12 protein-coding genes are annotated in these 12,370 nt (G+C 69.1%); 4 read left to right on the plus strand and 8 right to left on the minus strand.

Annotated features, from left to right (window positions below):
- Positions 1-83: 83 nt before the first annotated feature.
- Positions 84-851, plus strand: a complete 768-nt coding sequence (locus tag ACWEN3_RS02585) for a TerD family protein (protein ID WP_452964718.1) — start codon at positions 84-86, stop codon at positions 849-851.
- A 36-nt stretch (positions 852-887) separates the two neighbouring features.
- Here the strand turns inward: ACWEN3_RS02585 and ACWEN3_RS02590 are convergent, their stop codons facing one another.
- The 6 genes from ACWEN3_RS02590 to ACWEN3_RS02615 all read right to left on the minus strand — a co-directional run bounded on the left by ACWEN3_RS02590 (position 888) and on the right by ACWEN3_RS02615 (position 5,355).
- Positions 888-1,625: a TerD family protein gene (locus tag ACWEN3_RS02590; protein ID WP_452964721.1), complete on the minus strand. Its 738-nt coding sequence runs from the start codon at positions 1,623-1,625 to the stop codon at positions 888-890.
- A gap of 99 nt (positions 1,626-1,724) precedes the next feature.
- Entirely contained in the window at positions 1,725-2,864 is a 1,140-nt protein-coding gene (locus tag ACWEN3_RS02595; RefSeq protein ID WP_452964724.1) for a DUF475 domain-containing protein, read from the minus strand.
- Positions 2,865-2,941: 77 nt separating this feature from the next.
- Positions 2,942-3,520, minus strand: a complete 579-nt coding sequence (locus ACWEN3_RS02600) for a TerD family protein (RefSeq protein WP_452964727.1) — start codon at positions 3,518-3,520, stop codon at positions 2,942-2,944.
- A 98-nt stretch (positions 3,521-3,618) separates the two neighbouring features.
- The gene (locus ACWEN3_RS02605; RefSeq protein ID WP_452964730.1) at positions 3,619-4,194 is read right to left on the minus strand and encodes a TerD family protein; all 576 of its coding nucleotides are present in this window, start codon (positions 4,192-4,194) and stop codon (positions 3,619-3,621) included.
- Positions 4,195-4,334: 140 nt separating this feature from the next.
- Positions 4,335-4,793 (minus strand): peroxiredoxin, encoded by a 459-nt coding sequence (locus ACWEN3_RS02610; RefSeq protein WP_452964733.1) that lies wholly within the window; start codon positions 4,791-4,793, stop codon positions 4,335-4,337.
- A 124-nt stretch (positions 4,794-4,917) separates the two neighbouring features.
- A complete protein-coding gene (locus ACWEN3_RS02615) occupies positions 4,918-5,355 on the minus strand; it encodes a DUF3052 domain-containing protein (RefSeq protein ID WP_452964736.1) in 438 nt (145 codons plus the stop codon).
- Between the two features lie 437 nt (positions 5,356-5,792).
- Between ACWEN3_RS02615 and aceE the strand changes: the two genes are divergently transcribed.
- The 3 genes from aceE (at position 5,793) to ACWEN3_RS02630 (ending at position 10,227) form a co-directional block, all read left to right on the plus strand.
- Positions 5,793-8,540 carry a pyruvate dehydrogenase (acetyl-transferring), homodimeric type gene (aceE, locus tag ACWEN3_RS02620; RefSeq protein ID WP_452964738.1) on the plus strand — a complete coding sequence of 916 codons (2,748 nt, stop codon included), beginning with the start codon at positions 5,793-5,795 and terminating at the stop codon, positions 8,538-8,540.
- A gap of 565 nt (positions 8,541-9,105) precedes the next feature.
- Positions 9,106-9,846, plus strand: coding sequence for a potassium channel family protein (locus tag ACWEN3_RS02625; protein WP_452964740.1), 741 nt, complete (start codon positions 9,106-9,108; stop codon positions 9,844-9,846).
- 210 nt (positions 9,847-10,056) lie between these two features.
- Positions 10,057-10,227 (plus strand): hypothetical protein, encoded by a 171-nt coding sequence (locus ACWEN3_RS02630; protein WP_452964743.1) that lies wholly within the window; start codon positions 10,057-10,059, stop codon positions 10,225-10,227.
- Between the two features lie 17 nt (positions 10,228-10,244).
- Here the strand turns inward: ACWEN3_RS02630 and ACWEN3_RS02635 are convergent, their stop codons facing one another.
- Both ACWEN3_RS02635 and ACWEN3_RS02640 read right to left on the minus strand, forming a co-directional pair.
- The gene (locus tag ACWEN3_RS02635; protein WP_452964817.1) at positions 10,245-10,553 is read right to left on the minus strand and encodes a small hydrophobic protein; all 309 of its coding nucleotides are present in this window, start codon (positions 10,551-10,553) and stop codon (positions 10,245-10,247) included.
- A 225-nt stretch (positions 10,554-10,778) separates the two neighbouring features.
- Positions 10,779-12,266 (minus strand): MFS transporter, encoded by a 1,488-nt coding sequence (locus ACWEN3_RS02640; RefSeq protein WP_452964820.1) that lies wholly within the window; start codon positions 12,264-12,266, stop codon positions 10,779-10,781.
- Between the last annotated feature and the right edge of the window lie 104 nt (positions 12,267-12,370).

Raw genomic sequence — 12,370 nt, forward strand, 5'->3', positions numbered from 1 at the left:
ATGAATTTCCGGTAACTCGGCCGTGTCGGCGGCCCGCACCCCCCGCATTGTCGTGGCCAGGACCGAGAAGGCAGGATGACCGCATGACGCACGCGATGCTGAAGGGGTCGAACGTCCCGCTGGAGGCCGCCACGGTGCGCGCCGTGCTGCGCTGGACGCCCGGACAGGCGGTGCCGGACGTGGACGCCTCCGCGCTGCTGCTGGGACCCGAGGGCCGTGTGCGCTCCGACGAGGACTTCGTGTTCTACAACCAGCCCCGGCACCCCTCGGGGAAGGTGTGGCGGCTGGGCAAGAAGCGCGTGACCGAAGGTCTGACCGACACGATCCAGTCAGACCTCTCCGGGGTCGAGCCGGACATCGGCCGGATCCTGCTGGTCGCCTCGGCGGACGGGATCTCCTTCGACCGGGTGCCGGCCCTGTGCATCATGCTGTACGACGGCTCGGTGGCCGACGCGGAGCCGCTGGCCCGATTCGAGATCAAGCCGGAGACCGGCGCGGAGACGGCGCTGATCTGCGGTGAGCTCTACCGGCGCGGGGAGGGCTGGAAGTTCCGCGCGCTGGGCGAGGGCTACTCCAACGGCCTGAAGGGCCTGGCCACGGACTACGGCATCTCGGTGGACGAGTCGGAGGCGGAGGAGGAGCCGCGGGCGGCCCAGCCGCTGCCTCCGGAGCAGCCGACGTCGGCGGTGCCGCAGCAGCCCGCGTACGGCTATCCCCAGCCGGCGTACGGCTACCCGCAGCCGGCCTCGGCCCAGCCGGCCTACGGCTACCCCCAGCCCCAGCCGGTCCTCACCGCCCCGGACCCGAACTTCCGACTGCCCCCGCAGGGACCGCAGTTCGTCGGGCGGTAGGCCGCAGGGGCGGCGGGACCACAGGGGGCGGCGGGACTAGTGGTCCGCCTTGGTCTTGTAGCCGCGCCCCCACTGCAGGCCCCACCCGTACAGCCGGTCCAGCTCCCCCTGGAAGCCGTACACGAACTTGACCTCGCGGCGGACGACCAGTTCGCCCTTGACGTTCTCGATCAGCACGACGGCGCAGGAGCGGGCCTGGGGGTGGCGCTCGTCCAGGCCTATCTCGATGCGCGGGCCGTTGCTGGGGTAGAGCGTGACGATGGCGTGCGTACGGTCGAAGGCCGGTGTCTGGTCGTAGATGTAGACGAAGACCAGCAGCCGCTTGATGCGGTCGCGGTGGTCGAGGTTGACGTACATCGTCTCGCCCGACGCCGACCCGAACCGGTCGTCCCCGCTGAGCTTGATGTACGGCGGTGTGTTGACGTCGCCCAGATAGCCGCCCAGCGGCTGGACGACCCCCTTGGTGCCGTCGGACAGCTCGTACAGGCAGCCGAGGTCGAGGTCGACGTTGACCATGCTCTGCCCGTGTCCGAGGACCTCCGGCGGCTTCAGGGCCTTGAAGGGGTGCCGCAGCAGGCTGGTCCGCTGGGCCCCGTCGAAGTCGGAGGTGCGCATCCGCCAGGTCAGGTTGATGCGCAGATGGCCGGTGGCCGCGTCCTGTTTGGTCAGGGACACCGTCTGGTGCCGCCTGGTGAGTTCGATCGCGTTGGAGGAGGCGCTGCCGGTGTCGAAGTCGGCAGCGCGCCCGCCCAGCAGCCCGTCGAAGAAGCCCATTCCCGCCCCCAGATGACCGGTACTCGTCGTGCACGCCGTCGGGGCGGCCGACGACAAGTCGGCCGCCCCGAAACGAAGCGTTCCTCACCCGCCGGGGTGTCACACCCCGGAGGGGACCTCGGTCTTCTCCCCGTTGGTGTCGCCGGCGCCCTCCAGCGCGCGGTTGCGGCGGACGGAGGACCAGAACGAAAGGGCGATCAGGACGACACCGACGAGACCGGTGATGACCTCGTTGATCTCGTACTGGATCGTGACCATGAGGATCACGGCCAGGGCGCCGATCGCGTAGTGGGCGCCGTGCTCCAAGTAGACGTAGTCGTCGAGGGTGCCCTGGCGGACCAGGTACACGGTGAGCGAACGGACGTACATCGCCCCGATGCCTAGACCGAGGGCCATCATGACGATGTCGTTCGTGATGGCGAAGGCGCCGATCACACCGTCGAAGGAGAAGGACGCGTCCAGGACCTCCAGGTAGAGGAACATGAAGAACGCGGCCTGGCCGGCCAGCAGCACCGCCGACTTCTGCTTGCCGGTGCGGGCGGCCTCTTCCTCCTCCTCGTGCTCGCGCTCCTCCTCTTCCTCCAGCCGGTCCTCGAAGTAGCCGGACAGGCCGCCGACGATCATGTACGTGATCAGGCCGGCGATGCCGGCGATCAGGACCGTCTGCGCCTTGTCGGCGTGGGCGCCGCCGTGCTGGTGGGCCTGGGTGGCGAAGGTGAAGGACGTGATCAGCAGGACGATCAGGGAGATGCAGACCGACAGCATGTCGACCTTGCCGAGCTTGGCCAGGGGCCGCTCGATCCACTGCAGCCACTGTATGTCCCGGTCCTCGAAGATGAAGTCCAGGAAGATCATCAGCAGGAACATGCCACCGAAGGCGGCGATCGCCGGGTGGGCGTCGGTGACGAGCTGCTGGTAGCGGTCCTTGTCCGTCAGGGCGAGGTGGACCGCGTCGTACGGGTTGAGCTTCGCGGTGATGGCCACGATGACGACGGGGAAGACCAGCCGCATGCCGAAGACGGCGATGAGGACGCCGACCGTGAGGAAGATCTTCTGCCAGAAGGCGTTCATCTTCTTCAGGATTCCGGCGTTGACCACCGCGTTGTCGAACGACAGCGAGATCTCGAGGACGGCCAGGATCGCCACGACACCGAAGGCCTCCCACCCACCGTAGAAGACCGCGGCGACCAGCCCGAGCGCGGTGATCGCGAACGACCAGCCGAAGGTTTTCAGAAGCACTGGCTACCCCATCGTGTTGTGGGGGCACCTCCCAGACGAAGTCTGGGGGGAGAGTTTCCCCCGCGCCGTACTCGGCTTTACGAAACGTTGACTCCGAAGTCTAGAGCGATACCGCGGAGTCCGGACGCGTACCCCTGACCCACGGCACGGAACTTCCACTCGCCCTGGTAGCGGTAGAGCTCGCCGAAGATCATCGCCGTCTCGGTGGAGGCGTCCTCGCTGAGGTCGTAGCGCGCGAGCTCCTGGCCGTCGGCCTGGTTGAGCACGCGGATGAAGGCGTTGGAGACCTGGCCGAAGGTCTGGCCGCGCTCGTCCGCCATATGGATGGAGACCGGGAAGACGACCTTCTCGCAGTGCGCCGGAACCTTGGTCAGGTTCACCAGGATCGTCTCGTCGTCGCCCTCGCCCTCACCGGTGAGGTTGTCACCCGTGTGCTCGACCGAGCCGTCGGGGCTCTTGAGCTGGTTGTAGAACACGAACCACTCGTCGCCCAGCACCCGGTTGGCGGCGCCGCACAGCAGCGCGCTGGCGTCCAGGTCGAAGGGGGCACCGGTGGTGGAACGCGCGTCCCAGCCGAGCCCGATCATGACGTTGGTGAGGTTCGGTGCGGCCTTGGAGAGGGAGACGTTGCCTCCCTTGGCGAGCGTGACGCCCATGGTGATGGTCCTCCCCTAGCGGTGCTTCCCTGGTTGTCCTGCGCGTCCGGCGCCGACCGTAAACGGTGCGGCGCCGGACGGTTCTGCCCCTGCGGACGTCAGACGTTGACGCCGAAGTCCTGGGCGATGCCGCGCAGCCCGGAGGCATAGCCCTGGCCGATGGCGCGGAACTTCCACTCCGGGCCGTTCCGGTACAGCTCGCCGAAGACCATGGCGGTCTCGGTGGAGGCGTCCTCGCTGAGGTCGTAGCGGGCGATCTCCTGGCCTCCGGTCTGGTTCACCACGCGGATGTAGGCGTTGCGGACCTGACCGAAGGACTGCTGGCGGTTGTCGGCGTCGTAGATGGAGACCGGGAAGACGATCTTCTCGACGTCGGCCGGGACACCGGCGAGGTTGACCTTGATGACCTCGTCGTCGCCCTCGCCCTCACCGGTGAGGTTGTCACCCGTGTGCTCGACCGAGCCGTCGGGGCTCTTGAGGTTGTTGAAGAAGACGAAATGCTGGTCGCTGACGACCTTGCCCGAGTTGTTCAGCAGCAGCGCGCTGGCGTCGAGGTCGAAGTCGGTGCCGGTCGTGGTGCGGGCGTCCCAGCCCAGACCGACGAGGACCGCGGTCAGGCCCGGGGCCTCCTTCGTCAGCGATACGTTGCCGCCCTTGCTGAGGCTGACTCCCACGAGTCCTCCATGTGGTGTCCAGGGGCGGGGAGCCCCGTCGTGCTTCGGATATGGGATCAACGAGCCGATCCTAGTGACGGGTTCCCGCCCCCCGCAGACCCTGGACCTGAAGGATCACAGGTGTCGGCCGTGCGGCCGGCTCACAGGGTGTCGAGGGCCTTCACGTACTCGTCGAGGTCGCGGGCGTCCGGCAGGCCGTTGACCACGGTCCACCGCACCACACCGTCCTTGTCGATGATGAAGGTGCCGCGGACGGCGCAGCCCTTGTCCTCGTCGAAGACGCCGTAGGCGCGCGAGACGTTGCCGTGCGGCCAGAAGTCGCTCAGCAGCGGGTACTCGAGGCCCTCCTGCTCGGCGAAGACGCGCAGGCTGTGGATGGAGTCGTTGGAGACGGCGAGCAGCTGGGTGTCGCGGTCCGCGAACTTCGGCAGGTTGTCGCGCAGCTCGCACAGCTCGCCGGTGCACACGCCGGTGAAGGCGAAGGGGTAGAAGAGCAGGACCACGTTCTTCTCACCACGGAGGTCCGAGAGCCTCACGGTGCGGCCGTGGTTGTCCTTGAGCTCGAAGTCGGGCGCTTTGTCGCCGACCTGGATCGCCATCGTCGTGCTTCCCTTCGGTGGGCTGTCGGGGTGAGAGCACAGCAAGCGCTCGGGTCCACCCTACGCAGCGATCACCGGGGTCCCGGGACGGGCCGGGGCGAGAACCGGCCCGTCCGGACAGCGGTCACTTCTTGGACTTGGCCGCCTTCGGCGTAGCCAGCCGGTTGCCGCTCCAGTCCTTGCCCACGCTGACGCTCTTCGCGGCTGTCAGGCCGGCCGTCGTGGCGGCGTCCTGGATGTCGCTGGGCTCCACGTACCCCGAACGGCCGGTCTTCGGCGTGAGGAGCAGGATCGCGCCGCCCTCCTCGATGTACGTGGTGGCATCCACCAGCGCATCCGTCAGGTCGCCGTCGTCGTCACGGAACCACAGCACAACGGCATCGGCCACGTCGTCGTAGTCCTCGTCCATCAGGTCGCCTTCGACGGCTTCCTCGATGGCCTTGCGGAGCTCCTGGTCGACGTCGTCGTCGTAGCCGATCTCCTGGACCACCTGCCCGGGCTGGAACCCCAGCCTGGCGGCAGGGTTCGTCCGCTCCTCCGCGTGGTCCGCGGTCGCGCTCACGGGTTGCCTCCTGATCATGTCTTGATGAATATCTCAGCCACGCGCGTGCGCGAAGCATTGGCCGTAGTCCACACGGGTGGGACGGATCGCGCAAGTACCCGGCCGTCCGGACCGTCGAAACGGTGACGATCCCGGCCGTGTCGACGCAACTCCTGGCACCGTATCTCGGATCCGCGCCACCCACATCACACCGATGTGCCCGGATTGCGCCGTTCGGAATCATTCGGCGTTACGACCATCGAACAACTTTGCCAAGCGCGTCACACCCCGGGCGTATCGTTGCGTTTTGACCGGCCGTGTGTCGCGGTTACCCGCCGGTGGAGATGACGTACGTCTTCGCGAGGTACACGATGGGGAACGGTTCAGGCACCAGCAGTGAGCACGAGCAAAAAAGTGAGCACGAGCAAAAAGTGGCCCTCCGACAGGTAAGGAACATCGTGGCTTCCGGATCCGATCGCACCCCGATCATCATTGGCGGCCTGCCGAGTCAGGTTCCCGACTTCGATCCCGAAGAGACCCAGGAGTGGCTCGACTCCCTCGACGCGGCCGTGGACGAGCGCGGCCGGGAGCGGGCCCGCTACCTGATGCTCCGCCTGATCGAGCGCGCCCGCGAGAAGCGCGTGGCCGTGCCCGAGATGCGCAGCACGGACTACGTCAACACGATCCCCACCAAGAGCGAGCCGTTCTTCCCGGGCAACGAGGAGATCGAGCGCCGGATCCTGAACGCGACCCGCTGGAACGCGGCCGTGATGGTCTCGCGCGCGCAGCGCCCCGGCATCGGGGTGGGCGGCCACATCGCCACCTTCGCCTCCTCGGCCTCGCTCTACGACGTCGGCTTCAACCACTTCTTCCGCGGCAAGGACGACGGCAGGGGCGGCGACCAGGTCTTCTTCCAGGGCCACGCCTCCCCCGGCATCTACGCGCGCGCGTACCTGCTCGACCGGCTCACGGCGGACCAGCTCGACGGCTTCCGCCAGGAGAAGTCGAAGTACCCCGACGGCCTGTCCAGCTATCCGCACCCGCGCTCGATGCCGGACTTCTGGGAGTTCCCGACGGTCTCCATGGGCCTCGGCCCGCTGGGCGCGATCTTCCAGGCGCGGATGAACCGCTACATGGAGGCGCGCGGGATCGCGGACACCTCCGCCTCGCACGTGTGGGCGTTCCTCGGCGACGGCGAGATGGACGAGCCGGAGTCGCTCGGCCAGCTGTCCATCGCGGCGCGCGAGGGCCTGGACAACCTGACCTTCGTGGTCAACTGCAACCTGCAGCGCCTGGACGGCCCGGTGCGCGGCAACGGCAAGATCATCCAGGAGCTGGAGTCGGTCTTCCGGGGCGCCGGCTGGAACGTGATCAAGCTGATCTGGGACCGCACCTGGGACCCGCTGCTCGCGCAGGACCGGGACGGCATCCTCGTCAACAAGATGAACATGACCCCCGACGGGCAGTTCCAGACGTACGCCACCGAGTCGGGCGCCTACATCCGGCAGCACTTCTTCGGCGACGACCACCGGCTGCGCGCGATGGTCGAGAACATGACCGACGACCAGATCCTGCACCTGGGCCGCGGCGGTCATGACCACCGCAAGATCTACGCGGCGTTCAAGGCTGCCACGGAGCACAAGGGCCAGCCGACGGTCATCCTCGCCAAGACGGTCAAGGGCTGGACGCTGGGCCCGAACTTCGAGGGCCGCAACGCCACGCACCAGATGAAGAAGCTGACGGTCGACGACCTCAAGCGCTTCCGCGACCGGCTGCACCTGCCGATCACCGACCGGGAGCTGGAGTCCGGCCTGCCTCCGTACTACCACCCGGGGCGGAAGACGGAGGAGATCCAGTACATGCACGACATGCGCAAGCAGTGCGGCGGGTACGTCCCCACGCGCGTCGTGCGGTCCGAGCCGCTGCGGCTGCCGGACGACAAGGCGTACGCGACCGTGAAGAAGGGCACGGGCCAGCAGTCCATCGCGACGACGATGGCCTTTGTGCGCCTTCTGAAGGACCTCATGCGGGACAAGGAGATCGGCAGGCGGTTCGTGCTGATCGCGCCGGACGAGTACCGCACGTTCGGCATGGACTCCTTCTTCCCGAGCGCGAAGATCTACAACCCGCTGGGCCAGCAGTACGAGTCGGTGGACCGGGAGCTGCTGCTCGCCTACAAGGAGTCGCCGACCGGCCAGATGCTGCACGACGGCATCTCCGAGGCCGGCTGCACGGCCTCCCTGATCGCGGCGGGCTCGGCGTACGCCACGCACGGCGAGCCGCTGATCCCGGTGTACGTCTTCTACTCGATGTTCGGTTTCCAGCGCACGGGCGACCAGTTCTGGCAGATGGCCGACCAGCTGGCGCGCGGCTTCGTACTGGGCGCGACCGCCGGTCGTACGACCCTGACGGGTGAGGGTCTGCAGCACGCGGACGGCCACTCGCAGCTGCTCGCCTCGACCAACCCCGCGTGCGTGGCGTACGACCCGGCGTACGCGTACGAGATCGCGCACATCGTGAAGGAGGGCCTGCGCCGGATGTACGGCGGCTCCGCCGAGCATCCGCACGGCGAGGACGTCTTCTACTACCTGACCGTCTACAACGAGCCCATCCAGCACCCGGCCGAGCCCGCGGACGTGGACGTCGAGGGCATCATCAGGGGCGTCCACCGGCTCAGCGAGGGCGCGGGCGGCTCGGTCCCGGCGCAGATCATGGCGTCCGGCGTCGCGGTCCCGTGGGCGCTGGAGGCCCAGCGGATCCTCGCCGAGGAATGGAACGTCAAGGCGGGCGTGTGGTCCGCGACCTCCTGGAACGAGCTGCGGCGCGAGGCCGTGGAGTGCGAGCAGCACAACCTGCTGCACCCCGAGGAGGAGCAGCGGGTGCCGTACGTGACGCGCAAGCTCGGCGGTGCCGAGGGTCCGTTCGTGGCCGTGTCCGACTGGATGCGATCGGTTCCGGACCAGATCGCGCGGTGGGTACCGGGCACGTACCAGTCGCTCGGCGCGGACGGCTTCGGCTTCGCGGACACCCGGGGCGCGGCGCGCCGCTTCTTCCACATCGACGCGCAGTCGATCGTGGTCGCGGTGCTGACCGAGCTGGCCAGGGAGGGCAAGGTCGATCGGTCCGTGCTGAAGCAGGCCATCGACCGGTACCAGCTGCTGGACGTCTCGGCGGCGCATCCGGGAGCGGCGGGCGGCGACGCGTAGCCGCTGCGCTGGGCTTTGTCCGACGACGGCAGCCGGGGCGGGGTCTGCGGGTCTGTCGCCGGGTGCGTGGGCCTGCGGCGGCTGGGGCGGGGCTCGCGGGTCCGTTGCCGGGTGCGTGGGCCTGCGGCAGCTGGGGCGGGGCTCGCGGATCTGACGCCGGGTGCGTGGGCCTACGGCGGCTGGGGCGGGGCTCGCGGATCTGACGCCGGGTGCGGGTGCGTGGGTGTACGGCAGCCGGGGAGGGTCTGCGGGTCCGTTGCCGGGTGCCTGGTCGTGGGGGCTTGTCGCGCAGTTCCCCGCGCCCCTTCGGGGGCGGGGGCTGCGGGTTCGTTGCCGGGTGCGTGGGCCTGCGGCGGCTGGGGCGGGGCTTGCGGGTCCGTTGCCGGGTGCCGGAGCGTGGCGGGCTTGTCGCGCAGTTCCCCGCGCCCCTTAGGCGGGCGGGGGCTGCGGGTTCGTTGCCGGGTGCCTGGTCGTGGGGGCTTGTCGCGCGGTTCCCCGTGCGCCTTTGGGGGCGCTGGGCGCGCGGTTGCCCGTGCGGCTTTGGGGGCGCGTTTACGATTTGGGGATGAACGATCAGTCGGGGCAGGCGCGTTGGGAACGGCGTACCCAGCGGCCGCTGCTGGCGTTGGCGGTGGCGTTCGCCGTCGCCTATGCCGTGCCGATCGTGGACAACCCCGCGAGCCCGTCCCTGATGGTCGTCTGCACGGTCACCGAGTGGGTGGTCTGGGGCGCGTTCGCGGTGGACTACCTGATGCGGCTGGCGCTCTCCGGGCGGCGCCGGCAGTTCGTCCGGACGCACTGGATGGACCTGTGCGCGGTGGTGCTGCCGCTCATGCAGCCGCTGCGGCTGCTGCGGATGGTGTCGACGCTGCTGCTGGTGGGGCGCCGGGCCCGGATGGCCTCGCAGATCCGGCTGACGACGTACGTCGCCGGCGCGGTGGTCGGGCTGCTGATGTTCGGATCGCTGGCGGTGCTGTCCGTGGAGCGGGACTCACCGAACGGGAACATCCGCACACTGGGTGACGCGGTCTGGTGGTCGTTCACGACCATGACGACGGTGGGGTACGGGGACCACGCGCCGACCACCGGACTCGGCCGCGTGATCGCGGTCGGGCTGATGCTGTCCGGCATCGCCCTGCTGGGCGTGGTCACCGCGAACATCGCCGCCTGGTTCATCGCCCGGTTCGAGAAGGACGACGTGGAGGAGCGGCGGCAGACGGAGGCGATCGCCTCGCTGGCCGAGGAGGTCCGGCTGCTGCGCGCCGAGATGGCGCGGCTCGCGGCACGGGAGGAGCAGCGGCGCTGAGCCGGCTGCCCAGCGCCTTGTATGGACAAGGAAGTTGGCCCCCGCGTGGCCCGCCAACCCGGGAACTGCGGACCGACGTCCCGGAGGGCGCCGACGCGGGGTAAACGGAAACTACGCCGCCGCCGGTCGAAATGGAAGCCCCAATTCCTCTTGACCCCCACGGTGCCCGGCTCGCACCCTGAACCCCACGTGTCACAAGGGAGCACCACCATGAGCCGAGCCACCGAAACGCTTCGCGTCGTCGAGTACTGGACCGACAAGGACGTCCGGGTGATCTTCCCCGTTCAGCGGACCGCGGAGACCGACCGCATGAGCGACGCGCAGTTGATCGCGGAGTACGGGGACCCCTCGGACGGTGCGGTCGCCCGCATCGTCCGGTAGGTCACCGCGCCGGGGGCTCAGAGAAGCCCGTGCCCCCAGGTGGCCGCACCCGCCAGGGCGATGATGGCGAGCAACGTGTCGATGGCGCCCAGGATCAGGGCCACCAGTGCCGGGACATTGCGGTCGTTGGACCACTTGCGGCCCATGGACTGCCAGCCGCAGAACATCGCCACCGGCCCGAGGACGATGCCGAGGGCGAAGAAGCCCGCCACGGCACAGATGGTGCCGATGATGCCCAGCGTCGCGTGGTCCGGCCCGGCCTGTCGCCACGTCCGGCCACGTGACCGGGGGTACCCGCGCGTACCGTGTCCGAAGCCTGCCATCATCAACTCCCTGAGGTTCGTGGACAGTTCGGCTTCGGTGTGCGGGTACCCCGGTTCCGCGCCGGCAGGCCTGCGCGCGCTGCCCCCCTCCGGCAGCGCGCGCCAGGACCCGGCGTCCTCCCATGTCCTGCGGAGGGCTTGACCCACTGTGACCTGCGCTGTGCACCGGATGCGAGCGATCTTTAGCGCAGTCACCCTGATAGGCGAATCCAGGGAAGAGAGCGCAGGTCAGATGTGGCCCACGCCCGCGCCCGCCTCGGCATTCGCGCCCCGCTTGGTGAGCAGTGCGACGAGGACGGCGGCCGCCGCCACGCCCGCCGCGACGAGGGAGGCGAGGCTCATGCCGGAGATGAAGGTGTGGTGCGCGACCTCGGTGATCTTCGCGGCGATCTGCTCCGGCATCCCCTTCTGCACAGGCGCCACGCCGACCTGGACCGCCTCGGAGGCCTTGTCCAGCTGACCCTGGGTCAGCGGCGGCAGCCCGGCGCGCGTCCAGTTGCCCGGCAGGTCGCTGTCGACCTTGGAGGCCATCACGGCGCCCAGCACCGCCGTACCGAGGCTGCCGCCGATCTGCATGGCCGCCTGCTGGAGACCGCCGGCCACACCGGACAGCTCCATCGGGGCGTTGCCGACGATGACCTCGGTGGCGCCGACCATGACCGGCGCGAGGCCGAGGCCGAGCAGGGCGAACCAGACCGACATCACACCGCTGCCGGTGCCGGCCTCGAGCGTCGACATGCCGTACATGGCGATCGCGGTCGCGGCCATGCCGCCGGCCAGCGGGATGCGCGGGCCGAGCTTGGTGATCGCGGCACCCGCCAGCGGGGAGCCGACGATCATCATGCCGGTGAGCGGCAGCAGGTGCAGGCCCGCGTCGACCGGGGTCATGCCGTGGACGTTCTGCAAATAGAAGGTCACGAAGAACAGGCCGCCCATGAAGGCGATGGCCATCAGGACCATCAGGACCACACCGGCGGACAGCGGGACCGAGCGGAACAGGCTCAGCGGGATCAGCGGTTCCGCGACCCTGGTCTCCCAGAGCCCGAACAGCACGAACAGCACGACCGACACGGCGATGAACAGCCAGGTCCTCCCGTCGCCCCAGCCCCACGCCGGCGCCTTGATGAGGGCCCAGACCAGGCAGAACATCGCGCCGGACAGCAGGGCGATGCCGAGGATGTCGAAGGAGCGCGGGGCGTTCTCGGCGCGGTGGTCGAGCAGGATCAGCAGGCCCAGGAGCAGGGCGAGCGCGCCGACCGGGACGTTGATGAAGAACACCGACTGCCAGTTGACGTGCTGGACCAGGACACCGCCGAGGATCGGGCCGCCCGCGGTGGACGCGCCGATCACCATGCCCCAGATGCCGATGGCCATGTTGAGCTTCTCGGCCGGGAACGTGGCCCGCAGCAGGCCGAGCGCGGCCGGCATCAGCAGCGCGCCGAACAGGCCCTGGAAGACCCGGAAGGTGATCACGGCGACGATGCTGTTCGACAGGCCGATGGCACCGGAGGCGGCGGCGAAGCCGGTCACGCCGATGAGGAAGGTCTGCCGGTGGCCGAAGCGGTCGCCGAGCTTGCCCGCGGTGATCAGCGTGACCGCGAGGGCGAGGAAGTAGGCGTTGGTGATCCACTGCACGTCGGCGAACGTGGCGTGCAGGTGGTCCCGGATGGCCGGGTTGGCGATGGCCACGATGGTGCCGTCGAGGGCCACCATCATGACCCCCACGGCGACGGTGATCAGGGTGAGCCACGGATGGCCGCGCAGCCCCGCGGCCCGGGCCGGCTCAGCTGCGGCCGTCGCGGCTCCGTCCTCCGGTCCCG

This window comes from Streptomyces sp. NPDC004561 (assembly GCF_053602155.1).

What these genes read in the sequence shown, in the direction of transcription:
- ACWEN3_RS02610 (WP_452964733.1), bottom strand. Translation starts at nt 4,793, where the DNA reads ATGGCGATCCAGGTCGGCGACAAAGCGCCCGACTTCGAGCTCAAGGAC.
- ACWEN3_RS02630 (WP_452964743.1), top strand. Translation starts at nt 10,057, where the DNA reads ATGAGCCGAGCCACCGAAACGCTTCGCGTCGTCGAGTACTGGACCGAC.
- ACWEN3_RS02640 (WP_452964820.1), bottom strand. Translation starts at nt 12,266, where the DNA reads ATGATGGTGGCCCTCGACGGCACCATCGTGGCCATCGCCAACCCGGCC.
- ACWEN3_RS02590 (WP_452964721.1), bottom strand. Translation starts at nt 1,625, where the DNA reads ATGGGCTTCTTCGACGGGCTGCTGGGCGGGCGCGCTGCCGACTTCGAC.
- ACWEN3_RS02635 (WP_452964817.1), bottom strand. Translation starts at nt 10,553, where the DNA reads ATGATGGCAGGCTTCGGACACGGTACGCGCGGGTACCCCCGGTCACGT.
- ACWEN3_RS02625 (WP_452964740.1), top strand. Translation starts at nt 9,106, where the DNA reads ATGAACGATCAGTCGGGGCAGGCGCGTTGGGAACGGCGTACCCAGCGG.
- ACWEN3_RS02585 (WP_452964718.1), top strand. Translation starts at nt 84, where the DNA reads ATGACGCACGCGATGCTGAAGGGGTCGAACGTCCCGCTGGAGGCCGCC.
- ACWEN3_RS02600 (WP_452964727.1), bottom strand. Translation starts at nt 3,520, where the DNA reads ATGGGCGTCACGCTCGCCAAGGGAGGCAACGTCTCCCTCTCCAAGGCC.